Source organism: Streptomyces sp. LMG1-1-1.1 (assembly GCF_040815545.1).
Taxonomy (GTDB): domain Bacteria; phylum Actinomycetota; class Actinomycetes; order Streptomycetales; family Streptomycetaceae; genus Streptomyces.
The window spans coordinates 199,264-219,080 of record NZ_JBFPNH010000065.1 but is presented as its reverse complement, the minus strand read 5'-3'; the positions used below and the strand labels follow the sequence as shown (position 1 = coordinate 219,080).

The following is a 19,817-nucleotide window of genomic DNA, read 5'->3' as shown; positions in this document are numbered from 1 at the left end:
GTAGCCACTTGGCTCACTGATGTCCAGGGCGAGTTCTTCGCGACCCTCGTTGCTCTCAACTCCGCGCTACTCGCGCCATGCGGCGCACCTCGATACTGCCCGTTCAGTCGTCGATCCATGCCTCGGAATCGGATCGTTGTGACGACGCGTCCTGAGAATTGCGCGCTGCGTGCGGTTCGTCAAGGCCCCCCGGTGTGCGGGGCGCACGGCGAAGATCACCATACTCCGCTTCCAGCGGCCCTCGGGGACCCCGCCACGCCCTTCCCCGGGAACGCCGAAAGGCGACCACCCAGAAGGGTGATCGCCTTTCGCTGCTCCCGCGTTACACGGGAGCAGGAGTCAGCTTCAGCGACTCGAAACGGTCTTACTTGACCGTGACGGAGGCGCCGGCGGCCTTGAGGGACTCGGCAGCCTTCTCGGCGGCCTCCTTCGCGACCTTCTCGAGGACCGGCTTCGGGGTGCCGTCGACGAGGTCCTTGGCCTCCTTCAGGCCCAGGGAGGTGAGCTCACGCACGACCTTGATGACCTGGATCTTCTTGTCGCCGGCACCCTCGAGGATGACGTCGAACTCGTCCTGCTCCTCGACGGCCTCGGCACCGGCGACCGGGGCGCCCGGGCCGGCAACGGCGACGGCCGCGGCGGCGGTGACGTCGAACTTGTCCTCGAACGCCTTAACGAACTCGGAGAGCTCGATGAGGGTCATCTCCTCGAACTGGGCGAGGAGGTCGTCCTGAGAGAGCTTCGCCATGATGGGCGATCCTTCCACTAATTCGGCAGGTGCCGATGTGTCTTTAGAGGCGGGCGTAACGGCCCGCTACGACCCGTGCACTAGGCGGCACGGATCAATGCGCGAGCCGAATTACTCGGCACCGCCCTGCTCGGCGAGCTTGACGCGAAGCGCTTCCGCAGTGCGGACGAACTTCGACGGCAGCGCCTGGAAGAGCGAGGCAGCCTGAGACTGCTTGCCCTTGAACGCGCCGGCCAGCTTGCTGAGCAGAACCTCGCGGGACTCGAGGTCCGCAAGCTTCTTGATGTCGTCGGCGGAGAGAGCCTTACCGTCAAGGACACCGGCCTTGATGATGAGGTTCGGGTTCTCCTTGGCGAAGTCACGCAGGGCCTTCGCCGACTCCACCGGGTCACCGGTGACGAAGGCGACCGCGGTCGGACCAGCGAAGTGCTCGTCCAGTGCGGTGATCCCGGCCTCGTTGGCCGCAATCTTGGTCAGCGTGTTCTTCACCACGGCGTACTGGGCGTTCTCACCGAGCGAACGACGCAGCGTCTTGAGCTGCGCAACGGTGAGACCCCGGTACTCGGTCAGCACGGCGGCGTTGGAGCTCTGGAACGCGTCCTTGAGCTCGGCCACCGATGCAGCCTTGTTGGGCGTCGGCATAGTGCTTCGGCCTCCTTCCGGGTGATGAGGACCGCTCAGAAGGGGGCTGAACAAAACAAAACGCCCCGGGCGCAGGCGCACGGGGCTGGCTCGACCGAACTAGGTCGGGAACCTTCCACAGTCACCTGCGCGGGTCGTCCGTTGTCAGCGGATCCTTCGGCCACCGCACCCGGTAGGGGCACAGCAACGACCAGCGGTCTTTGGCTTCTGGGGAAGCGTACGCGACCGGGGCGGCCGGGGGCAAATCAGGCCTTGCCGAGGCCCTTCAGCATCTCGAAGAGGTCGACCGTGTCCTTGGCGGGCGGAGCCAGGACGGCGATCTTGGTGCCGTAGTCGCTGTAGTCGGCCCGCATGGTCATCGTGCCCTCGGCCATGACCATGCCGACGTCCATGCGCGCCGGGTAGCCGTCCTCGGTCACCCAGAGCTCGGTGTCGTAGCCCTTGAGGCCCGTCTTCTTCACGTTGGCGATGAGCGCGTCGTGCTCCTCCTTGGAGAGGAGCTTCGACGACTCGTTGGCCTTGAGCATCTGCTCGAAGGTGAGCGTGCCCTTGTAGTGCTCGGTCTCCATGCCGTTGATCTTCTCGGCACCGATGTGCTTCAGGTCCGGGGAGTCGAGGAGCAGGGCGAGCTGCTGGGCCGGGTCCTGGTTCATGTTGTCCAGGCCGCCGGTCATCTGCTTCTGCATCGCCGCGCTGCCGGCGGCGTCCCCCGCGGCCTTCATGTCCAGCTTCATCCAGCGCTTGCCGTCCATCTCGGCGGCCTGCTTGGCACCCACGTCGAGGTACATGACCTGGTCGAGCATGATCATGCGCATCTGCTCGGGCGCGCCCGGGTCGCCCGCGGACAGCATGGAGCCCTTCATCGTGATGTCCATCGACGCCGGGGCCCAGCCCTGGACGCCGGTCATCTCGATGGTGCCCGACTCCGCGCCGACACCCTTCACGCTCATCGTCATCTTGACCTTGGCGGCCTTGGCGGCCGAGGTCTTCCGGTACGCGGCCTGGATCGCCTTCGTGGCGTCTCCGAGGCTCTGCGTCCGCGACTCGGGGGCCGTCTGCGTGGCGTCGGCCTTCGTACCGCCGGCCTTCGCGTCACCGTCCTGACAGCCCGCGACGCCCGTCACGACGGCGAGTGCCGTCAGGGCGACGCCCGCGCGCTTCCATGCGGACTTGTTCATGAGCGTTCCCCACCCCTTGATCAACGTCTTTACGGTTCTTCGAACCGTAACAAAGAGCCGGCCCCCGCCTCTCGTGAGAAAGGCGGGGGCCGGCTGACCACTCAGTGAACCGATGGGGTTCAGACCGCGGCCGGGTCCTCCTCGACGAGGAGGTTGCGGGTGCGGTTGGAGTCCAGCGGGATGCCGGGGCCCATCGTCGTCGTCAGGGTCGCCTTCTTGATGTAGCGGCCCTTGGCGGCGGACGGCTTCAGACGGAGGATCTCGTCCAGAGCCGCGGCGTAGTTCTCCACCAGCTTGGTCTCGTCGAAGGAGACCTTGCCGATGATGAAGTGCAGGTTCGAGTGCTTGTCGACGCGGAACTCGATCTTGCCGCCCTTGATGTCGTTGACAGCCTTCGCGACATCGGGGGTGACGGTGCCGACCTTGGGGTTCGGCATGAGACCACGCGGGCCGAGGACGCGGCCGAGGCGGCCGACCTTGCCCATGAGGTCCGGGGTGGCCACCACGGCGTCGAACTCGTTCAGGCGGTTGCCCTTGGAGATCTCGTCGATGAGCTCGTCGGAGCCGACGATGTCGGCGCCCGCGGCGATCGCGGCCTCGGCACGGTCACCGGTCGCGAAGACCAGGACCCGGGCGGTCTTGCCGGTGCCGTGCGGAAGGTTCACGGTGCCACGGACCATCTGGTCGGCCTTGCGCGGGTCGACACCCAGGCGGAAGGCGACCTCGACGGTGCCGTCGAACTTCGTGGTGGCGGTGTCCTTGGCGAGGCGGACGGCCTCGAGGGGAGCGTAGTTCCGCTCGCGGTCGACCTTGGCGTCCGCGGTGCGGAGAGCCTTGCTGCGCTTCACTGCTTCTCCTGTTGGTTCAGGTATGGAGTCGTGGTGCGGGCCGCGCCGGCCCTACCACTAGAGGTCACGAGGGGGGGTGATCAGCCCTCGACCGTGATGCCCATGGAGCGGGCGGTGCCAGCGATGATCTTGGACGCGGCGTCCAGGTCGTTGGCGTTCAGGTCGGGCAGCTTGACCGTGGCGATCTCGCGGACCTGGGCGGCCGTGAGCTTGGCGACCTTGGTCTTGTGCGGCTCGCCGGAGCCCTTGTCCACACCAGCGGCCTTGAGGATCAGCTTCGCGGCCGGCGGAGTCTTGGTGATGAAGGTGAAGGTGCGGTCCTCGTAGACCGTGATCTCCACCGGCACGACCATGCCACGCTGCGACTCGGTCGCGGCGTTGTAGGCCTTGCAGAACTCCATGATGTTGACGCCGTGCTGACCCAGCGCGGGGCCGACCGGCGGGGCCGGGTTGGCCGCACCGGCGTTGATCTGGAGCTTGATAAGCCCCGTGACCTTCTTCTTCTTGGGAGGCATTGCTCTCTCCGGGTCCTAGTGAGAGTGTTCAGCCCGCTTTCCGGTCATCCGGATGCAGGCATACCGCACAACGATAACGGGTATAGACGCGCGGCCAAAAACCGAGCAGGTCAGAGCGGCTTTTGACAGCCACTCTGACCTGGTCGGAAACCTGTGGGATCAGTTCTTCTGGATCTGGTCGAAGCTGAGCTCGACCGGGGTCTCGCGGCCGAAGATCTCGACGAGACCCTTGACCTTCTTCGAGTCCGGGTTGATCTCGTTGATCGTGGCCTGGAGGGTCGCGAAGGGACCGTCCGTGACCGTGACCGAGTCGCCGACCTCGAAGTCCAGGACCTGGACCTCCAGCTTGCGGGCCGGAGCCGGCTTGCCCTCGGCCTCGGCGGCCTCGCGGGCGGCCTTCTCCTCGGCCTCCGGGGCGAGCATCTTGACGATCTCGTCCAGGGTCAGCGGGTACGGGTCGTAGGCGTTGCCCACGAAGCCGGTGACGCCGGGGGTGTTGCGGACGACGCCCCAGGACTCGTTCGTCAGGTCCATGCGGACGAGGACGTAGCCGGGGAGCTTGTTCTGCTTGACGTTCTTCCGCTCGCCGCCCTTGATCTGGACGATCTCTTCCTCGGGGACCTCGGCCTGGTAGATGAAGTCCTCGACGTTGAGCGAGACGGCACGCTGCTCGAGGTTGGCCTTCACGCGCTTCTCGTAGCCCGCGTAGGTGTGGATGACGTACCACTCGCCGGGGAGGGTGCGCAGCTCCTCGCGGAGCGCGGCGACCGGGTCGACCGGGGCGGCCGGCTCGGCCTCCTCCTCGGTCTCTTCCTCGGCGTCCTCGTCCTCGGCCTCGACGGTGTCGTCCTCGTCGTCCGCGTCGACGGTCTCGTCGTCCTCGTCGGACTCGGCGTCCTCGTCGGACTCCGCCTCGTCCTCGTCCTCGGACTCGAGGGCGAACTCCTCCGCGGCCTCGGCGGCCGCGTCGTCAGCAGCGTCTGCCTGGTCCTCGTCGGCGGCCTCCACGATGTCCAGCTCGTCCTCGACGGACTCGGACTCGAAGGCGTCGTTCAGGTTCGCGTCAGACACGGTGGCTGCTTCTTCCTGCGATACAGATGGGGTGGAACAAAAAGTCAGCCGAAGACGTACTTGACTGCTTCCTGGAAGCCATAGTCAATCACGGTGACGAGGCCGATCATGATGACGACGAAGACAATCACCACGGTGGTGTACGTCGTCAGCTGGCTGCGCGTGGGCCAGACGACCTTGCGGAGCTCGGCGATGATCTGGCGGTAGAAGAGCGCGAGACGGCCCAGGGGGCCCTTCTTTCCGCGCTTGCCGCCCTTGCGGGACTTCTTCTTCGAGTCCGCGGCCTCGTCGTCGGCATCAGGCATGTCGATGGAGCCTACGGCGTCCGTCACGATCTCTCACCTGATTCCGGGTCGGCCGTGCCGCGCCCGGGTGGAGCCGCACGGCGGTGCAATGAAGTACGTACATGCGCACAACACCTGGCGGTGTGTGTAGCAGGGCCGGAGGGACTTGAACCCCCAACCGCCGGTTTTGGAGACCGGTGCTCTACCAATTGAGCTACGACCCTTTGTCGGTGCCCCCCAACCTACCGCATCGTGAGATGTGGTCGGTTCGGGCCAACGAGCAGTGAGCATACGTGGTCAGAGGGCTCCGCGTCGAACAGGAAGCAGGTCGACCTGCCGCGGGACGGGCGTACGACCGGTAATGACCGGTCCTGTCCGGTCCGTGAAACCTGTGTGTCGGGCTTCCATACGGTCTGGGACGATGGGCCGCATGAGCGCTGCTACCCCTCCCACCGAGCGTCGGGTCTCCGCCCGCATCGGTGCGATCTCCGAGTCCGCCACCCTCGCCGTCGACGCCAAGGCCAAGGCCCTCAAGGCCGCCGGACGCCCGGTGATCGGCTTCGGCGCAGGCGAGCCCGACTTCCCGACCCCGGACTACATCGTCGAGGCGGCCGTCGAGGCCTGCAAGAACCCGAAGTACCACCGCTACACGCCGGCCGGCGGCCTGCCCGAGCTGAAGGCCGCCATCGCCGCGAAGACGCTGCGCGACTCCGGCTACGAGGTCGACGCCTCCCAGGTCCTGGTGACCAACGGCGGCAAGCAGGCGATCTACGAGGCGTTCGCCGCGATCCTCGACCCGGGTGACGAGGTCATCGTCCCGGCGCCGTACTGGACCACGTACCCCGAGTCGATCCGCCTCGCGGGCGGTGTCCCGGTGGAGGTCGTGGCCGACGAGACCACCGGCTACCGGGTCTCGGTGGAGCAGCTCGAGGCCGCGCGTACGGAGAAGACCAAGGTCGTCCTCTTCGTGTCGCCGTCCAACCCGACCGGCGCGGTGTACAGCGAGGCCGACGCCGAGGCGATCGGCCGCTGGGCCGTCGAGCACGGCCTGTGGGTCCTGACGGACGAGATCTACGAGCACCTGGTCTACGGCGACGCGAAGTTCGTCTCGCTGCCGGCGATCGTGCCCGAGCTGCGCGACAAGTGCATCGTCGTCAACGGCGTGGCGAAGACGTACGCGATGACGGGCTGGCGCGTCGGGTGGATCGTGGGCCCGAAGGACGTCGTGAAGGCCGCGACGAACCTGCAGTCGCACGCCACGTCCAACGTGAGCAACGTGGCGCAGGTCGCCGCGCTCGCCGCCGTCTCGGGCAACCTGGACGCCGTCGCGGAGATGCGCGCCGCCTTCGACCGCCGCCGCCAGACGATCGTGCGGATGCTGAACGAGATCGAGGGCGTCTACTGCCCGACGCCGGAGGGCGCGTTCTACGCGTACCCGTCGGTGAAGGGGCTGCTCGGCAAGGAGATCCGCGGCAAGCGCCCGGAGTCCTCGGTCGACCTCGCGGCCCTGATCCTGGACGAGGCCGAGGTCGCGGTCGTCCCGGGCGAGGCCTTCGGCACCCCGGGCTACCTGCGCCTGTCGTACGCGCTGGGCGACGAGGACCTGGTGGAGGGCGTCAGCCGGATCCAGAAGCTCCTCGCCGAGGCGCGCGACTGACACCCCCTCCGGTTCCTCGCGCGCGAGGAGCGGTCGACGGGCCCCCGGTTCTTCCGAACCGGGGGCCCGTTTTTGCGTTCTAGCAAGGTCCCGATCGGGGAAAGGGGGTGTATTGGTCCGTTCGGGTGCGGCAGGATCGGTCGATGGAGCACGATTCCCGCGATCTCACCCTGCTGCCCAAGGCCCATCTGCACCTGCACTTCACCGGTTCGATGCGGCCCACGACACTCATCGAGCTGGCCGACAAGTACGGCGTGCACCTTCCCGAGGCGCTGAGCGGCGGTACGCCCCCCAAGCTGCGGGCGACCGACGAGCGCGGCTGGTTCCGCTTCCAGCGCCTGTACGACATCGCACGGTCCTGCCTGCGCGCACCTGAGGACATCCAGCGGCTCGTCCGCGAGGCGGCCCAGGAGGACGTGCGGGACGGCTCCGGGTGGCTGGAGATCCAGGTCGACCCGACCTCGTACGCCCCGCACCTGGGCGGGCTGATCCCGGCTCTGGAGATCATCCTCGACGCGGTCGACGCGGCCTCGCGGGAGACGGGGCTCGGGATGCGGGTGCTCGTCGCCGCGAACCGGATGAAGCACCCCCTGGAGGCGCGTACGCTCGCGCGGCTCGCGGTGCGGTTCGCGGACCGGGGCGTGGTCGGCTTCGGGCTCTCCAACGACGAACGGCGCGGCCTGGCGCGGGACTTCGACCGGGCCTTCGCCATCGCCCGTGACGGCGGCCTGCTGGCTGCCCCGCACGGCGGCGAGTTGACGGGCCCGGCGTCGGTACGGGACTGCCTGGACGATCTGCGGGCGTCCCGGGTCGGCCACGGGGTGCGGTCGGCGGAGGACCCGAGGCTGCTGCGGAAGCTCGCCGAGCGCGGGGTGACGTGCGAGGTCTGCCCGGCGTCGAACGTGGCCCTCGGCGTGTACGAGAAGCACGAGGACGTGCCGCTGCGGACCCTCTTCGAGGCGGGGGTGCCGATGGCGCTGGGCGCCGACGACCCGCTCCTGTTCGGCTCGCGGCTCGCGGCGCAGTACGAGATCGCCCGCCGGCACCACGGGTTCACGGACGCGGAGCTCGCGGAGCTGGCCCGTCAGTCGGTGCGGGGCTCGGCGGCGCCCGAGGACGTACGGGCGAAGCTGCTGGCGGGGATCGACGACTGGATCAGCGGCTGAGGCCCTGGACCAGGGTGCGGGCGATCGTGCGCGCGAACTCGTCGAGGGTGTCCGGCGGCCTGCGGTCCTGGCTCATCTCCCAGACGAAGGAGCGCTGCACGCAGGCCCCGAGGAGTAGGGAGGCGGCGGCGACCGGGTCGGCGTCGGGGCGGATGCGGCCGTGCTGCTGCTCGGCGCGGAGGTAGGCGGCGAGTCCTTCGACGGGCTTGTGGGGTCCGCTGCCGTAGCCGCGCATGGCCTCCTCGTGGCGCCGCTTGAGCTGCGGTTCCGCGTACAGGGACGCGACGACCGGGAAGGTCTCCTCGTAGAAGAGGGCGGCCTGCCGGGCGATCTCGGTGAGGTTCTCCTCGACGGTACGGCCGCCGGGGTCGGCGGCGAGGGTGCCGAGGAGCCCGCCGAGCTGGGGCAGGCGCTCGTTCAGGACGGTCAGGAAGAGTTCTTCCTTGCTCGCGAAGTACTTGTAGAGCGCGGCCTCGGAGCAGCCGGCGGCCTTGGCGATCTCCTTGGTGGTGGTGCGGGCGAGCCCCGCCGTGCGCATGAGGTCGCGGGCGGCGTCGACGATCCGTACGCGGGTCGGCTTCTGTTCCATGCATCCTCCATCGACGCTTGACGCGTGAGTGAGTATCCACCCACCCTGGGGGTGAGTGAACACTTACCCACCATGGGGGGACGCGACATGAAGCTCACAGTCTTCGGAGCGACCGGCGGCATCGGCCGGGAGATCGTCCGCCAGGCGCTGGCCTCGGGCCACGAGGTGACGGCGGTCGTACGGGACCCGGCACGGCTGACGGTGACCGGCGAGCGGCTCGTCGTCCGGCAGGCCGACCTGTCGGACCCCGACGCCCTCCGCGAGGCGGTCACGGGCCGGGACGCGGTCCTCTCGGGCCTGGGCGCCCGGAGCAGGGCCGACGCGGGCGTGGCCGCCCGGCTCACCCGCTCGGTGCTCACCGCGATGGAGGTGGAGGACGTGCGCCGCCTCCTGGTGGTCAGCGCCGCCCCGCTCGGCCCGGTCCCGGACGGCCAGGCCCTCCTGGACAAGGCCGTCCTCGCGATCATCAACTCCGTCCTCAAGGACGTCTACGCCGACCTGCGGGTCATGGAGTCCGACCTCGCCGCCAGCGCCGCCGACTGGACCTCCGTGCGCCCGCCCAAGCTGACGGACAAGCGGCTCACCGGCCGCTACCGCACGGTCGTCGGCGGCACCCCGCCCCGCGGCCGCTCCCTGGCCCGCGCGGACGTGGCCCACGCGATGCTGGCGATGATCGACGACCGGGCGACGGTACGGCAGGGCGTCGGCGTCGCGTACTGAGGCCCCGTCCGACGCCGACGGCCGCGTTGACCTAGAGCGAGACGCCCACCGTCACGGGCTCGTTGACGAGGGTGATCCCGAAGGCCTCGTGGACCCCTGCGACGACCTCGCGGGCGAGGGCGAGCAGGTCCTCGGTGGTCGCCTCGCCCCGGTTGGTGAGGGCGAGCGTGTGCTTGGTGGAGATCCGGGCGGGCCCGGAGCCGTACCCCTTGGTGAAGCCGGCCCGGTCGATCAGCCAGGCGGCGGAGGTCTTCACGGCGCCGTCCTCGCCCGCGGGGAAGGCCGGCGGCCGGACGTCGGGGCCGAGGCGCCCGGCCACGCGCGCGAGGAAGCTCTCGTACTCCCCCTCCGTGAGGATCGGGTTGGTGAAGAAGGAGCCCGCGGACCAGGTGTCGTGGTCCTCCGGGTCCAGGACCATGCCCTTGCCCGCGCGGAGCTTGAGTACGGTCTCGCGGGCCGTCGCGAGCGGCACCCGGTCCCCCGCCTCCACCCCGAGGGCGCGGGCGGTCTCGGGGTACTTGATCGGCGCCGACATCCCGTCGGCGTCCTCGAGCTCGAAGCGGACCCGCAGCACCACGTACCGGTCGGGCAGGTCCTTGAAGAGGCTGTGCCGGTACGAGAAGACGCACTCGGCGTTCGTGAGGGTGACCGTCTCCCCCGCGCGCCGGTCGTAGGCGACGACCTCGGTCACGGTCGCCGAGACGTCCTGCCCGTACGCGCCGACGTTCTGGATCGGGGTCGCGCCGGCCGAGCCGGGGATGCCGGCCAGGCACTCGATCCCGGCGAGCCCGGCCTCCACGGTCCGCGCCACGGCGTCCGTCCAGACCTCGCCCGCGGCGAGCTCAAGGCGCGTGCCCTCCAGGGCGAAGCCGGTGGTGGCGATCCGCAGCGCCGTGCCGTCGAAGCCCTTGTCCCCGATGACCAGGTTGGAGCCGCCGCCGATGATCAGCAGCGGCGTGCCCGCGGTGTCGGCCTCACGGACCGCCGCGACGACCTCGTCGTCCGTGGTGGCGGTGACGAGCCGGGTGGCGGGGCCGCCGAGCCGGAAGGTGGTCAGGGGCGCGAGGGGGGCGTCGTGGAGTGGCTGCACGGGCTCAAGAGTACGGGCCCGCCGCTTCCGCGACGGGCCCGTGACGCTCGTACCGTCAGGCGAGGCGGACCACGGCCCGCGACATCCCCAGCACCTTCTGTCCGGCGCTCATCGCGGTGATGTCCACCCGCACCCGCTGGTCGTCCAGCTTCGCGGCGACCTTGGCGGAGACCTCGATCAGGGCGCCGTCGTCGTCGTTGGGGACGATGACCGGCTTGGTGAAGCGGACGCCGTACTCGACGACGGCGGCGGGGTCGCCGGCCCAGTCGGTGACGACGCGGATGGCCTCGGCCATGGTGAACATGCCGTGGGCGATGACGTCGGGGAGGCCGACCTCGACGGCGAACTTCTCGTTCCAGTGGATGGGGTTGAAGTCCCCGGAGGCGCCGGCGTACCGGACGAGCGTGGCGCGCGTCACGGGGAAGCTCTGCGCGGGCAGCTCGGTGCCGACCTCGACCTCGTCGTAGGCGATCTTCGCGGTCATGGTCAGGCCCCCTCGGGTGCGCGGGAGACGAGCTTGGTCCAGGCGGTCACGACGTGCTCGCCGGAGGCGTCGTGGACCTCGCCGCGGATGTCCAGGATGTCGTTGCCCGCGAGGGACTTGATCGCCTCGATGGTGGAGGTGACCGAGAGCCGGTCCCCGGCGCGTACCGGCCGGGTGTAGGCGAACTTCTGGTCGCCGTGGACGACGCGGCTGTAGTCGAGGCCCAGCTGCGGGTCCTCGATCACCAGGCCGGCGGCCTTGAACGTGATGGCGAACACAAAGGTCGGCGGAGCGATCACATCGGGGTGACCGAGTTCCTTGGCCGCCTCCTGATCGGTGTACGCGGCATTCGCGTCACCGATCGCCTCGGAGAATTCACGGATCTTCTCCCGGCCGACCTCGTAGGGCGCGGTGGGCGGATAGGTCCGGCCCACGAAGGACTGGTCGAGCGCCATGGACTCGATACCTCCTGCTGGATCTGTTGCGATAAACGACACGAGGCCGCCCCCTGGTGGGGACGGCCTCGTGTACGAGCCTGAGTTAGCGCGTCTCGCGGTGCGCGGTGTGAGAGTTGCAGCGAGGGCAGTGCTTCTTCATCTCAAGACGGTCCGGGTTGTTACGCCGGTTCTTCTTGGTGATGTAGTTCCGCTCCTTGCACTCCACGCAGGCCAGCGTGATCTTCGGGCGGACGTCGGTGGCAGCCACGTGAGTGCTCCTTGACGGACGGATGGACGGATGAACGCATAGAAGAGTAGCCGATCGAAGGACCGACCCCACAATCGGCTACTGTCTGTAGCGGTGACCGGACTTGAACCGGTGACACAGCGATTATGAGCCGCTTGCTCTACCGACTGAGCTACACCGCTTTGATGATCCGGACCCCGTCCGAAGACGGGATCCCTCTCACCAGAGCCCCAATACGGAATCGAACCGTAGACCTTCTCCTTACCATGGAGACGCTCTACCGACTGAGCTATTGGGGCGAGCGAGGAAGACATTACACGGTCTCCGGCCCATCACCCAAATCCGTTTCCCCGCACCCTCGCGACGGCCCTCACCAGGCGTCACGTAGGCCACTCGTGGACTCGTCGGTACGACTTTTGCGCACCTCCTCGAAGGCGGGTCCGAGCCCCCCTAGGCTCGGCCCCACGCTGCGTGATCTTGATCTTGAGGAGCCTTGAGGAGCCCGATGTCAGCCGACAGCAAGCAGCCCCAGCCGCCCGAGGACGGGGCCGCCACCACCGCCGACTCGACCTCGCTCCTGCTCTCCCACGCCCGCCTCACCGACGGGCGGACCGTGGACGTCAGGCTCGCCGGCGGCCGCATCGAGGCCGTCGGGACGGCCGGCAGCCTGGCCGCCGTCGGCGCCCGGGTCGACCTCGCCGGGTACCTGCTGCTGCCCGCCGCCGCCGAACCCCACGCGCACGCCGACACCGCCCTCTCCGCCGACACCCCGGGCCCCGTCTCGTACGCCCCCGAGGACGTGCAGCGCCGGGCCACCGAGGCCGCGCTGCTCCAGCTCGGGCACGGCGCGACCGCGCTCCGCGCGCACGTGCGGATCGGCGACGTCCAGGGGCTCGGCCCGCTGGAGGCCGTGCTCCAGGCCCGGCGCTCGCTGCGCGGCCTCGCCGACCTCACCGCCGTCGCCGTCCCCCGGCTGCTCACCGGCGTGGCCGGCGCGGACGGGCTGGCGATGCTGCGGGACGCGGTGAAGATGGGCGCCGGCGTGGTCGGCGGCTGCCCGGACGTCGATCCGGACCCGGCGGGATACGTGGAGGCGGTCCTGGAGATCGCCGCCGAGCAGGGCGTCCCGGTGGACCTCCACACCGACGCCGACGACCCGGCCCGCCTCGCGCGGTTCGCGGCGATGGCCGGCGGACTGCGGCCCGGGGTGACGGTCGGCCCGTGCGCCGGACTCGGCCGACTGCCCGCTGACGCGGCGCGGCGGGCGGCCGACCAGCTGGCGGCGGCCGGCGCGACGGTGGTGTGCCTGCCGCAGGGCGGCTGCGGGGGTACGGAGCTGCGCGGCACCGCGCCGGTCCGGCTGCTGCGGGCGGCCGGCGTCCGGGTCGCCGCGGGCAGCGGGGCACTGCGGGACGTGTCCAACCCGGTGGGTCGCGGGGACCCCCTGGAGGCGGCCTACCTCCTCGCCTCGCTCGGCGGGCTGCCGCCCCTGGAGGCGTACGCGGCGGTGAGCGCGGAGGCGAGGGCGGCGATGGGGCTGCCGGAGGTGCGGGTGGAGGCGGGCTTCCCCGCGGAGCTGCTCGCGGTGCGCGGCGAGCGCCTGTCGGGCGTGCTGTCCCTCGCGTACAGCCGCATCGTGGTGCACCGGGGGCGGGTGGTGGCGCGGACCAGCGCGGTGCGGGAGTACTGCGACTCCGCCGCCGCTCTCGACCTGCCCCGCCAGGCGCGTCCGGAGCGTCCGCCCGAGCCGGGAAGCCCTCCGGCCGGACCCGTCGTACGGTCGTGAGTATGCGCATCGTCATCGCTGGAGGACACGGACAGATCGCCCTGCGCCTGGAGAGGCTGCTCTCCGCGGGCGGGCACGAGGTCGCGGGGATCATCCGCAGACCGGAACAGGGCGCCGACCTGCGGGAGGCGGGCGCCGAGCCCGTCGTCCTCGACCTGGAGTCGGCGTCGGTCGAGATGGTCGCCGCCGTCCTCCAGGGCGCCGACGCGGCCGTGTTCGCGGCCGGCGCGGGACCGGGCAGCGACGCCGCCCGCAAGGACACGGTGGACCGCGCGGCCGCGGTGCTCTTCGCCGACGCGGCGGTACGGGCCGGCGTCCGGCGCTACCTCGTCGTCTCCTCGATGGGCGCGGACGCGACCCACCCGGGCGACGAGGTCTTCGACGCCTACCTGCGCGCCAAGGGCGCCGCCGACGACGACATCCGCTCCCGTACGGCCCTGGACTGGACGATCCTGCGCCCCGGCGCCCTCACCAACGACGCCGGCACCGGCCTGGTCCGCCTGGAGGCCCACACCGGCCGCGGCCCGATCCCCCGCGACGACGTCGCCGCCACCCTCGCCGAACTCCTCGACACCCCCGCGACCGCCGGCCTCACCCTCGAACTCGTCTCGGGCTCCACCCCGCTCTCCGTCGCCGTCAAGGACGTCGCGGGCAACTGACCCCCCGCCCACCCGCGGACACCCCCGCGAACCGCCCCCGGAAACGAGTGAAGGCCCCCGGTGCAAGCACCGGGGACCTTCTTCACGTGGCGACGCCAGGATTCGAACCTGGGTAGGCTAAGCCGACGGATTTACAGTCCGCTCCCATTGGCCACTCGGGCACATCGCCATGGGTTTGCTGCGTGGGAGCCCCGCTTTGCGGCGGTGTTCCTTGGCAACGACGTAAACAATACCCGATGTCGGGGGGTGGTTCGCCACCGGATTGATCAGCGGATCGGGGCGTGACGAAGGCCTAGGCTTTGGGCTGTACCCCACAGCACCCGAACAAGGAGCCACGAGTCATGGCCGACTCCAGTTTCGACATCGTGTCCAAGGTCGAGCGGCAGGAGGTCGACAACGCCCTCAACCAGGCCGTGAAGGAGATCTCGCAGCGCTACGACTTCAAGGGAACCAACGCCTCGATCTCGTGGTCGGGCGAGAAGATCCTGATGCAGGCGAGCGGCGAGGAGCGCGTCCTGGCGATCCTCGACATCTTCCAGTCCAAGCTGATCAAGCGCGGGATCTCGCTGAAGTCGCTGGACGTCGAGGGTGAGCCGCAGCTGTCCGGCAAGGAGTACAAGCTCTTCGCGTCGGTGCAGGAGGGCATCTCCCAGGAGAACGCCAAGAAGGTCGCGAAGGCCATCCGGGACGAGGGCCCGAAGGGCGTCAAGGCGCAGGTGCAGGGCGACGAGCTGCGGGTGAGCTCGAAGAGCCGGGACGACCTGCAGGCCGTGCAGGCGCTGCTCAAGGGCAAGGACTTCGACTTCGCGATCCAGTTCGTGAACTACCGCTGACCCCGTCGAGGCCGGTGTCCGAATGCCGCCAGCCGGAAGGTCGGCGGGCCCCGCACACTGGGTCGTGAGAGACCCGTGCGGGGAGAGGAACCAGTCATGACCGTGTACGCGTACGTCGACGGCCCCCTGGGCGAGATGCTGCTGGTCGGGCGGCTCGCCGAAGGGGGCCGTGCCGTGCTGTGCTCGCTGTCGCTGCCGGGGCAGAAGGGCGGCGTGGAGGTCGGGGACGGCTGGACGCTCGCGCCCGGGGCGTTCGAGGAGGTCGCCGGGCAGCTGGGCGAGTACTTCGCCGGGCGCAGGGACCGGTTCGAGCTGGAGCTCGCGACGGACGCGGGTACCGCGTTCCAGCGGCGGGTCTGGGAGGCGCTCGACGGGATCCCGTACGGGACGACCGTGTCGTACGGGGAGATCGCCCGCAGGGTGGGTTCGTCCGGGGCCGGGGTGCGGGCGGTGGGGACGGCGATCGGGCGCAATCCGCTGCTCGTGGTGCGGCCCTGCCACCGGGTGATCGGGGCCGACGGGAGCCTGCGCGGGTACGCGGCGGGGCTCGACCGCAAGGAGCGGCTGCTCGGGCTCGAAGGGGCCGGGGTGTGACCGAGGGGCTCTTCCCCCGTGAGCGGGCCGTGGTCGGGCCCGGGGCCGTGCACGTGCCGGGGTGGCTTCCGCTCGCGCGTCAGCGGGAGCTGGTGGAGGCCTGCCGGGAGTGGGGGCGGGGGCCGGTGCCGTACCGGCAGACCGTGCTGCCGGGCGGGGGTGTCATGTCGGTGCGGTCGCTGTGTCTGGGCCGGCAGTGGGTTCCGTACCGCTATCTCGACTCGGTCGGGCTCGAACTGCCCGGCTGGCTGGTGGCGTTGGGCCGGGAGGCGCTGGTGGAGGCGTACGGGGACGACGGGGGTTTCGCTCCCGACACGGCGCTCGTGAACTTCTACGCGCCGGGGGCGCGGATGGGCATGCACCAGGACCGGGAGGAGCGCTCGGGTGCGCCGGTGGTGTCGCTGAGCCTCGGGGACCGGTGCGTCTTCCGGTTCGGGAACGAGGAGAACCGCGGACGTCCCTACCAGGACGTCGACCTGGCCTCCGGCGACCTGTTCGTGTTCGGCGGGGAGTCGCGGTGGGTCCATCACGGGGTGCCCCGGGTGTACCCGGGGACGGCCGAGCCGGCGCTCGGACTGACGGGGCGGCTGAACATCACCCTGCGGGAGACCGGCCTCGCCCCCTAGGGCCTTAGTGTGCGGGGCATGACAGACGAACTGCGCCGGTCGCTCGGCGTCTTCGACGCGGTCGTGATCGGACTGGGTTCGATGGTGGGGGCCGGGATCTTCGTCGCGCTCGGGCCGGCCGCGGACGCGGCGGGGTCGGGGGCCGGGCTGCTCTGGGCGCTCGGGGTCGCGGCCGTCGTCGCGTACGCCAACGCGATGGCGTCGGCCCGGCTCGCCGCCCTGTATCCGGCCTCCGGCGGCACCTATGTTTACGGTCGCGAACGCCTTGGGTCGTTTTGGGGCTACCTGGCCGGCTGGGCGTTCGTGGTCGGCAAGACGGCCTCGTGCGCGGCGATGGCGCTGACGGTCGGGTCCTATGTGTGGCCGGAGCAGGCGCATGCGGTGGCGGTCGCCGCCGTGGTGGCCCTGACGGCCGTGAACTACGGCGGAGTTCAGAAGTCGGCCCTGGTCACGCGGGCCGTCGTGGCGACGGTCCTCGCGGTGCTCGCGGCCGTGGTCGTGGTGTGCCTCGACGCCGGTGAGGCGTCCCGCGCCACGCTCGGCGGGGAGCTCACCGCGGGCGGGGTTCTCCAGGCCGCCGGTTTGCTCTTCTTCGCGTTCGCGGGGTACGCGCGGATCGCCACGCTCGGCGAGGAGGTCCGCGACCCCGCCCGCACGATCCCCCGGGCCGTGCCGGTGGCGCTCGGGATCGCGCTCGCCGTCTACGGGCTCGTCGCGGTGAGCGTGCTCACCGTCCTGGGCCCAGCGGCCCTCGCCGACTCCCCCGCGCCGCTGGCCGACGCGGCCCGCGCGGCGGGCGCCGGGTGGCTCGTGCCGGCCGTCACGGTGGGCGCGGCGGTCGCGGCGCTCGGCTCGCTGCTCTCGCTGATCCTCGGGGTGTCCCGCACGACCCTGGCGATGGCCAGGGACGGCTACCTGCCGGCCGCGCTGGCCGCCGTGCACCCGCGCTTCCGGGTGCCGCACCGGGCCGAGGTCGCGGTGGGCGCGGTGGTGGCCGTGGTGGCCGCGACGGCGGACGTGCGGGGCGCGATCGGCTTCTCGTCCTTCGGCGTGCTCGTCTACTACGGCATCGCGAACGCGTCCGCCTGGACCCTGGGCGGCCGGAGCCGACCGCTCGCCGCCCTCGGTCTCGTCGGGTGCGGGGCGCTCGCGTTCGCCCTGCCCCTCGGGTCCGTCCTCGCCGGGTCCGGTGTCGTCGCGGCGGGTGTGGTGGCGTGGGCCGTCAGTCGAGGACGAGCCGTACCCCCGCGGCCGTGAGGCCCTCGGTGATCTCGCGGAAGGTGGCGGGGCGGCCCTCGGCGTAGGGCAGGACACCGAGGCAGGCGCGGGCCACGTCGGCGCGGTGCCAGACGAGGGTGGTGCCCGCGAGGAGCTCGCCGACGGCCCGGGGCGCCCCGACGGCGAGGGCGCCGCCGGGACCGTACACGGCCTCCCCCAGGGCGCAGTGGAAGGAGTCCTCGTCCACGACGTCGGCGCCGTCGAGGTGGTGCGTGGCGCCCGGGACGATCTCCGGGGCGCCGGCGGATCTGCGGGCGGCCTGGGTGAGCCACTCGCCGCGCGCCGCTCCGGTGAACCGGCGCCAGGTGCCGGGTTCGGCGGGCCGGTCGCCCCGCCACAGCTCCCAGACCTCCCGGATCCGGTGCGGCACGAGGCCCGCCCGGGGGAAGGCCACGGTGAGGTCGACCAGGTCGTGGGCGCGGGGCGAGGCGCCCCAGCAGGTGATGCGACCGGCCGCGGCCTCGTGGTGCACGCGGCCCGCCGCGCCAAGGACCTGGTAGCGGACCGCCTCGAACTCCGCCGCCCCGGCGGCGAGGGCGTCCCGCAGCCCGCCGCGGGGCGAGCAGCCGACGAAGGTGACGTCGGTGTGGGTGCGGTCCGCCGGTTCCGGGGGCGAGACGCGGACGAGGTTCCCGCAGGGGACGGCCGGCGCCCCGGTGTACGACCTGCGGGGCCCGTCGTCCGACTCGACGATCACGACGTCGCCGCGCGCGCCGAGGACCCGGACGCCCGTGAAGGACCACGCGAGGCCGTCGGGGGTCCGGACCTGGAGCGGGCCGAGCGGCGCCGTACCGTCCACGACGGCCTGGGTGACGGCCCTGCCGAGCTCGCCGCGCGGCTCGCAGCCGCGCAGCTCGTGGACGGGGCGCGGCGGCGGGACGGGCTCGCCGTACAGGCCGTCGACGTCCTTGCAGAGGGCGACGGCGTACACGCCGGCGAGGAGGGCGTACTTCGGGTTCCGCACCGGTCCCTCAGCGGGGCTGGTAGCCGTACGCGGCGTTCGCCTGGTCCGTGGGGACGATCTCCTTGCCGAGGGGCAGCAGGGAGACGGGGATCATCTTGAAGTTGGCGATGCCGAGCGGGATGCCGATGATCGTGATGCAGAGGGCGATGCCGGTGGTGATGTGCCCGAGGGCGAGCCACCAGCCGGCGAGGATCAGCCAGAGGACGTTGCCGACGCAGGAGGGCGCGCCCGCGTCGCGTCGGTCGACGACGGTCTGCCCGAACGGCCAGAGGGCGTAGAGGCCGATGCGGAACGCGGCGAGCCCGAAGGGGATGCCGATGATCGTGATGCAGAGCAGGACGCCCGCCAGCAGGTAGCCGAGGAACATCCAGAATCCGCACAGGATCAGCCATATGACGTTGAGGATTGTCTTCACGGGCGGCGACCTGCCATCTGTTCGAGCCGGGCGATGCGCTCGGCCATCGGCGGATGGGTCGAGAACATCTTGGACAGACCCTGTCCGGGACGGAAAGGGTTCGCGATCATCATGTGGCTCGCGGTCTCGATCCGGGGCTCCGGGGGCAGTGGTAGTTGCTTGGTGCCCGCTTCCAGCTTGCGCAGGGCGCTGGCCAGGGCGAGCGGGTCGCCGGTGAGCTGGGCGCCCGAGGCGTCGGCCTCGTACTCGCGGGAGCGGGAGATGGCGAGCTGGATGATCGAGGCGGCGATGGGGCCCAGGATGACGATCATGAGGTAGCCGAGGAGGCCGGGGCCGTCGTCGTCGTTGGAGCGGCCGACCGGGATCAGCCAGGCGAAGTTGACCAGGAACATGACCACGGACGCGAGCGCTCCGGCGACCGAGGAGATCAGGATGTCCCGGTTGTAGACGTGGCTCAGCTCGTGGCCGATGACGCCGCGCAGCTCGCGCTCGTCGAGGATCGCGAGGATGCCCTCGGTGCAGCAGACGGCGGCGTTGCGCGGGTTGCGGCCGGTGGCGAACGCGTTCGGCGCCTGGGTCGGCGAGATGTAGAGCCGGGGCATCGGCTGGCGGGCCTGGGTGGAGAGCTCGCGCACCATCCGGTAGAGCACGGGCGCCTCGAACTCGCTGACCGGGCGGGCCCGCATGGCCCGCAGCGCCAGCTTGTCGCTGTTCCAGTACGCGTACGCGTTGGTGCCGAGCGCCACGACGAGGCCGACGATCAGCCCCGTACGCCCGAAGAAGCTGCCGATGACGATGATGAGGGCCGAGAGCCCTCCGAGGAGTACGGCGGTCCTCAGCCCGTTGTGCCGGCGGTGCACGGTACGCCCTCCAGGTGGTGCGGCAGGGGAACCCTTGGCTTCGTGGTGGTCCTCCCCCGGACTTCGTCAGGGGGGATCCCCACGTCCAGTGGACCCTCCCGTACTGGTCAACGCCAGGCGGGAGGC

The 19,817-nt window shown here is 70.7% G+C and carries 23 protein-coding genes, 4 tRNA genes and 1 pseudogene; 9 read left to right on the top strand and 19 right to left on the bottom strand.

Going from position 1 to position 19,817, the window contains the following annotated elements; genetic code table 11:
- Positions 1-364 precede the first annotated feature (364 nt).
- From rplL to MRBLMG1_RS32090, 8 genes are all read right to left on the bottom strand, one after another.
- Positions 365-748 (bottom strand): 50S ribosomal protein L7/L12, encoded by a 384-nt coding sequence (gene rplL, locus MRBLMG1_RS32125; protein ID WP_056552432.1) that lies wholly within the window; start codon positions 746-748, stop codon positions 365-367.
- A gap of 111 nt (positions 749-859) precedes the next feature.
- Positions 860-1,390: a 50S ribosomal protein L10 gene (rplJ, locus tag MRBLMG1_RS32120; protein WP_030687887.1), complete on the bottom strand. Its 531-nt coding sequence runs from the start codon at positions 1,388-1,390 to the stop codon at positions 860-862.
- Positions 1,391-1,635: 245 nt separating this feature from the next.
- A complete protein-coding gene (locus MRBLMG1_RS32115) occupies positions 1,636-2,568 on the bottom strand; it encodes a hypothetical protein (protein WP_367827675.1) in 933 nt (310 codons plus the stop codon).
- Between the two features lie 119 nt (positions 2,569-2,687).
- The gene (rplA, locus tag MRBLMG1_RS32110) at positions 2,688-3,416 is read right to left on the bottom strand and encodes a 50S ribosomal protein L1 (RefSeq protein ID WP_150267065.1); all 729 of its coding nucleotides are present in this window, start codon (positions 3,414-3,416) and stop codon (positions 2,688-2,690) included.
- Between the two features lie 80 nt (positions 3,417-3,496).
- Positions 3,497-3,931 carry a 50S ribosomal protein L11 gene (rplK, locus tag MRBLMG1_RS32105; protein ID WP_015035536.1) on the bottom strand — a complete coding sequence of 145 codons (435 nt, stop codon included), beginning with the start codon at positions 3,929-3,931 and terminating at the stop codon, positions 3,497-3,499.
- Positions 3,932-4,090: 159 nt separating this feature from the next.
- On the bottom strand, positions 4,091-5,002 hold the full coding sequence (gene nusG / locus MRBLMG1_RS32100; RefSeq protein WP_367827674.1) for a transcription termination/antitermination protein NusG: 912 nt from the start codon (positions 5,000-5,002) through the stop codon (positions 4,091-4,093).
- Positions 5,003-5,046: 44 nt separating this feature from the next.
- Positions 5,047-5,334, bottom strand: a complete 288-nt coding sequence (gene secE, locus MRBLMG1_RS32095; RefSeq protein WP_017239539.1) for a preprotein translocase subunit SecE — start codon at positions 5,332-5,334, stop codon at positions 5,047-5,049.
- Between the two features lie 103 nt (positions 5,335-5,437).
- Positions 5,438-5,510, bottom strand: a tRNA-Trp gene (locus MRBLMG1_RS32090).
- A gap of 206 nt (positions 5,511-5,716) precedes the next feature.
- Here MRBLMG1_RS32090 and MRBLMG1_RS32085 point away from each other — a divergent pair.
- Positions 5,717-6,943 carry a pyridoxal phosphate-dependent aminotransferase gene (locus tag MRBLMG1_RS32085; RefSeq protein WP_367827673.1) on the top strand — a complete coding sequence of 409 codons (1,227 nt, stop codon included), beginning with the start codon at positions 5,717-5,719 and terminating at the stop codon, positions 6,941-6,943.
- 143 nt (positions 6,944-7,086) lie between these two features.
- Positions 7,087-8,109, top strand: a complete 1,023-nt coding sequence (locus MRBLMG1_RS32080) for an adenosine deaminase (RefSeq protein WP_367827672.1) — start codon at positions 7,087-7,089, stop codon at positions 8,107-8,109.
- Here MRBLMG1_RS32080 and MRBLMG1_RS32075 read toward each other — a convergent pair.
- The gene (locus MRBLMG1_RS32075) at positions 8,099-8,698 is read right to left on the bottom strand and encodes a TetR/AcrR family transcriptional regulator (RefSeq protein ID WP_367827671.1); all 600 of its coding nucleotides are present in this window, start codon (positions 8,696-8,698) and stop codon (positions 8,099-8,101) included. The two genes, MRBLMG1_RS32080 and MRBLMG1_RS32075, sit on opposite strands and share 11 nt — an antisense overlap.
- A gap of 87 nt (positions 8,699-8,785) precedes the next feature.
- Between MRBLMG1_RS32075 and MRBLMG1_RS32070 the strand changes: the two genes are divergently transcribed.
- Positions 8,786-9,418: an NAD(P)-dependent oxidoreductase gene (locus MRBLMG1_RS32070; RefSeq protein ID WP_367827670.1), complete on the top strand. Its 633-nt coding sequence runs from the start codon at positions 8,786-8,788 to the stop codon at positions 9,416-9,418.
- 31 nt (positions 9,419-9,449) lie between these two features.
- Here the strand turns inward: MRBLMG1_RS32070 and MRBLMG1_RS32065 are convergent.
- The 6 genes and pseudogenes from MRBLMG1_RS32065 to MRBLMG1_RS32040 form a co-directional block, all read right to left on the bottom strand.
- A pseudogene (locus MRBLMG1_RS32065) lies at positions 9,450-10,526 on the bottom strand (UDP-N-acetylmuramate dehydrogenase); the annotation flags it as partial.
- Positions 10,527-10,563: 37 nt separating this feature from the next.
- Positions 10,564-10,992: a MaoC family dehydratase gene (locus tag MRBLMG1_RS32060; RefSeq protein ID WP_367827669.1), complete on the bottom strand. Its 429-nt coding sequence runs from the start codon at positions 10,990-10,992 to the stop codon at positions 10,564-10,566.
- A gap of 2 nt (positions 10,993-10,994) precedes the next feature.
- The gene (locus tag MRBLMG1_RS32055; RefSeq protein WP_367827668.1) at positions 10,995-11,447 is read right to left on the bottom strand and encodes an FAS1-like dehydratase domain-containing protein; all 453 of its coding nucleotides are present in this window, start codon (positions 11,445-11,447) and stop codon (positions 10,995-10,997) included.
- Positions 11,448-11,532: 85 nt separating this feature from the next.
- Positions 11,533-11,697, bottom strand: coding sequence for a 50S ribosomal protein L33 (rpmG, locus tag MRBLMG1_RS32050; RefSeq protein WP_003956487.1), 165 nt, complete (start codon positions 11,695-11,697; stop codon positions 11,533-11,535).
- Between the two features lie 88 nt (positions 11,698-11,785).
- Positions 11,786-11,858, bottom strand: a tRNA-Met gene (locus tag MRBLMG1_RS32045).
- Positions 11,859-11,902: 44 nt separating this feature from the next.
- Positions 11,903-11,975: transfer RNA gene (locus tag MRBLMG1_RS32040), tRNA-Thr, on the bottom strand.
- A 206-nt stretch (positions 11,976-12,181) separates the two neighbouring features.
- On the opposite strand from MRBLMG1_RS32040, the gene MRBLMG1_RS32035 reads away from it, so the two are divergent.
- Both MRBLMG1_RS32035 and MRBLMG1_RS32030 read left to right on the top strand, forming a co-directional pair.
- Positions 12,182-13,462, top strand: a complete 1,281-nt coding sequence (locus MRBLMG1_RS32035; RefSeq protein WP_367827667.1) for an amidohydrolase family protein — start codon at positions 12,182-12,184, stop codon at positions 13,460-13,462.
- A 2-nt stretch (positions 13,463-13,464) separates the two neighbouring features.
- Entirely contained in the window at positions 13,465-14,121 is a 657-nt protein-coding gene (locus MRBLMG1_RS32030; protein WP_367827666.1) for an NAD(P)H-binding protein, read from the top strand.
- 87 nt (positions 14,122-14,208) lie between these two features.
- Here MRBLMG1_RS32030 and MRBLMG1_RS32025 read toward each other — a convergent pair.
- Positions 14,209-14,290: transfer RNA gene (locus MRBLMG1_RS32025), tRNA-Tyr, on the bottom strand.
- 172 nt (positions 14,291-14,462) lie between these two features.
- Here MRBLMG1_RS32025 and MRBLMG1_RS32020 point away from each other — a divergent pair.
- The 4 genes from MRBLMG1_RS32020 (at position 14,463) to MRBLMG1_RS32005 (ending at position 17,431) form a co-directional block, all read left to right on the top strand.
- Positions 14,463-14,954 (top strand): YajQ family cyclic di-GMP-binding protein, encoded by a 492-nt coding sequence (locus tag MRBLMG1_RS32020; protein ID WP_367827665.1) that lies wholly within the window; start codon positions 14,463-14,465, stop codon positions 14,952-14,954.
- Between the two features lie 96 nt (positions 14,955-15,050).
- Entirely contained in the window at positions 15,051-15,548 is a 498-nt protein-coding gene (locus tag MRBLMG1_RS32015) for a methylated-DNA--[protein]-cysteine S-methyltransferase (protein WP_367827664.1), read from the top strand.
- A complete protein-coding gene (locus tag MRBLMG1_RS32010) occupies positions 15,545-16,174 on the top strand; it encodes an alpha-ketoglutarate-dependent dioxygenase AlkB family protein (protein WP_367827663.1) in 630 nt (209 codons plus the stop codon). Before MRBLMG1_RS32015 ends, MRBLMG1_RS32010 begins: the two co-directional genes overlap by 4 nt.
- Positions 16,175-16,192: 18 nt before the next feature.
- Positions 16,193-17,431, top strand: coding sequence for an APC family permease (locus tag MRBLMG1_RS32005; protein WP_367827662.1), 1,239 nt, complete (start codon positions 16,193-16,195; stop codon positions 17,429-17,431).
- Here MRBLMG1_RS32005 and MRBLMG1_RS32000 read toward each other — a convergent pair.
- From MRBLMG1_RS32000 to htpX, 3 genes are read right to left on the bottom strand one after another with little or no spacing between them, the layout of a single operon-like run.
- Positions 17,397-18,416 carry a hypothetical protein gene (locus MRBLMG1_RS32000; RefSeq protein WP_367827661.1) on the bottom strand — a complete coding sequence of 340 codons (1,020 nt, stop codon included), beginning with the start codon at positions 18,414-18,416 and terminating at the stop codon, positions 17,397-17,399. The two genes, MRBLMG1_RS32005 and MRBLMG1_RS32000, sit on opposite strands and share 35 nt — an antisense overlap.
- A gap of 7 nt (positions 18,417-18,423) precedes the next feature.
- The gene (locus tag MRBLMG1_RS31995) at positions 18,424-18,831 is read right to left on the bottom strand and encodes a YccF domain-containing protein (RefSeq protein WP_367827660.1); all 408 of its coding nucleotides are present in this window, start codon (positions 18,829-18,831) and stop codon (positions 18,424-18,426) included.
- Complete coding sequence (gene htpX / locus MRBLMG1_RS31990; RefSeq protein WP_367827659.1) at positions 18,828-19,691, bottom strand: zinc metalloprotease HtpX; 864 nt, start codon at positions 19,689-19,691, stop codon at positions 18,828-18,830. Before htpX ends, MRBLMG1_RS31995 begins: the two co-directional genes overlap by 4 nt.
- Between the last annotated feature and the right edge of the window lie 126 nt (positions 19,692-19,817).

Bases quoted from the DNA above. Each gene is read 5' to 3' on its own strand.
- rplL (WP_056552432.1), bottom strand. From the start codon at position 748: ATGGCGAAGCTCTCTCAGGACGACCTCCTCGCCCAGTTCGAGGAGATG.
- rplJ (WP_030687887.1), bottom strand. From the start codon at position 1,390: ATGCCGACGCCCAACAAGGCTGCATCGGTGGCCGAGCTCAAGGACGCG.
- MRBLMG1_RS32115 (WP_367827675.1), bottom strand. From the start codon at position 2,568: ATGAACAAGTCCGCATGGAAGCGCGCGGGCGTCGCCCTGACGGCACTC.
- rplK (WP_015035536.1), bottom strand. From the start codon at position 3,931: ATGCCTCCCAAGAAGAAGAAGGTCACGGGGCTTATCAAGCTCCAGATC.
- MRBLMG1_RS32085 (WP_367827673.1), top strand. From the start codon at position 5,717: ATGAGCGCTGCTACCCCTCCCACCGAGCGTCGGGTCTCCGCCCGCATC.
- MRBLMG1_RS32080 (WP_367827672.1), top strand. From the start codon at position 7,087: ATGGAGCACGATTCCCGCGATCTCACCCTGCTGCCCAAGGCCCATCTG.
- MRBLMG1_RS32075 (WP_367827671.1), bottom strand. From the start codon at position 8,698: ATGGAACAGAAGCCGACCCGCGTACGGATCGTCGACGCCGCCCGCGAC.
- MRBLMG1_RS32070 (WP_367827670.1), top strand. From the start codon at position 8,786: ATGAAGCTCACAGTCTTCGGAGCGACCGGCGGCATCGGCCGGGAGATC.
- MRBLMG1_RS32060 (WP_367827669.1), bottom strand. From the start codon at position 10,992: ATGACCGCGAAGATCGCCTACGACGAGGTCGAGGTCGGCACCGAGCTG.
- MRBLMG1_RS32055 (WP_367827668.1), bottom strand. From the start codon at position 11,447: ATGGCGCTCGACCAGTCCTTCGTGGGCCGGACCTATCCGCCCACCGCG.
- MRBLMG1_RS32035 (WP_367827667.1), top strand. From the start codon at position 12,182: ATGTCAGCCGACAGCAAGCAGCCCCAGCCGCCCGAGGACGGGGCCGCC.
- MRBLMG1_RS32030 (WP_367827666.1), top strand. From the start codon at position 13,465: ATGCGCATCGTCATCGCTGGAGGACACGGACAGATCGCCCTGCGCCTG.
- MRBLMG1_RS32020 (WP_367827665.1), top strand. From the start codon at position 14,463: ATGGCCGACTCCAGTTTCGACATCGTGTCCAAGGTCGAGCGGCAGGAG.
- MRBLMG1_RS32015 (WP_367827664.1), top strand. From the start codon at position 15,051: ATGACCGTGTACGCGTACGTCGACGGCCCCCTGGGCGAGATGCTGCTG.
- MRBLMG1_RS32005 (WP_367827662.1), top strand. From the start codon at position 16,193: ATGACAGACGAACTGCGCCGGTCGCTCGGCGTCTTCGACGCGGTCGTG.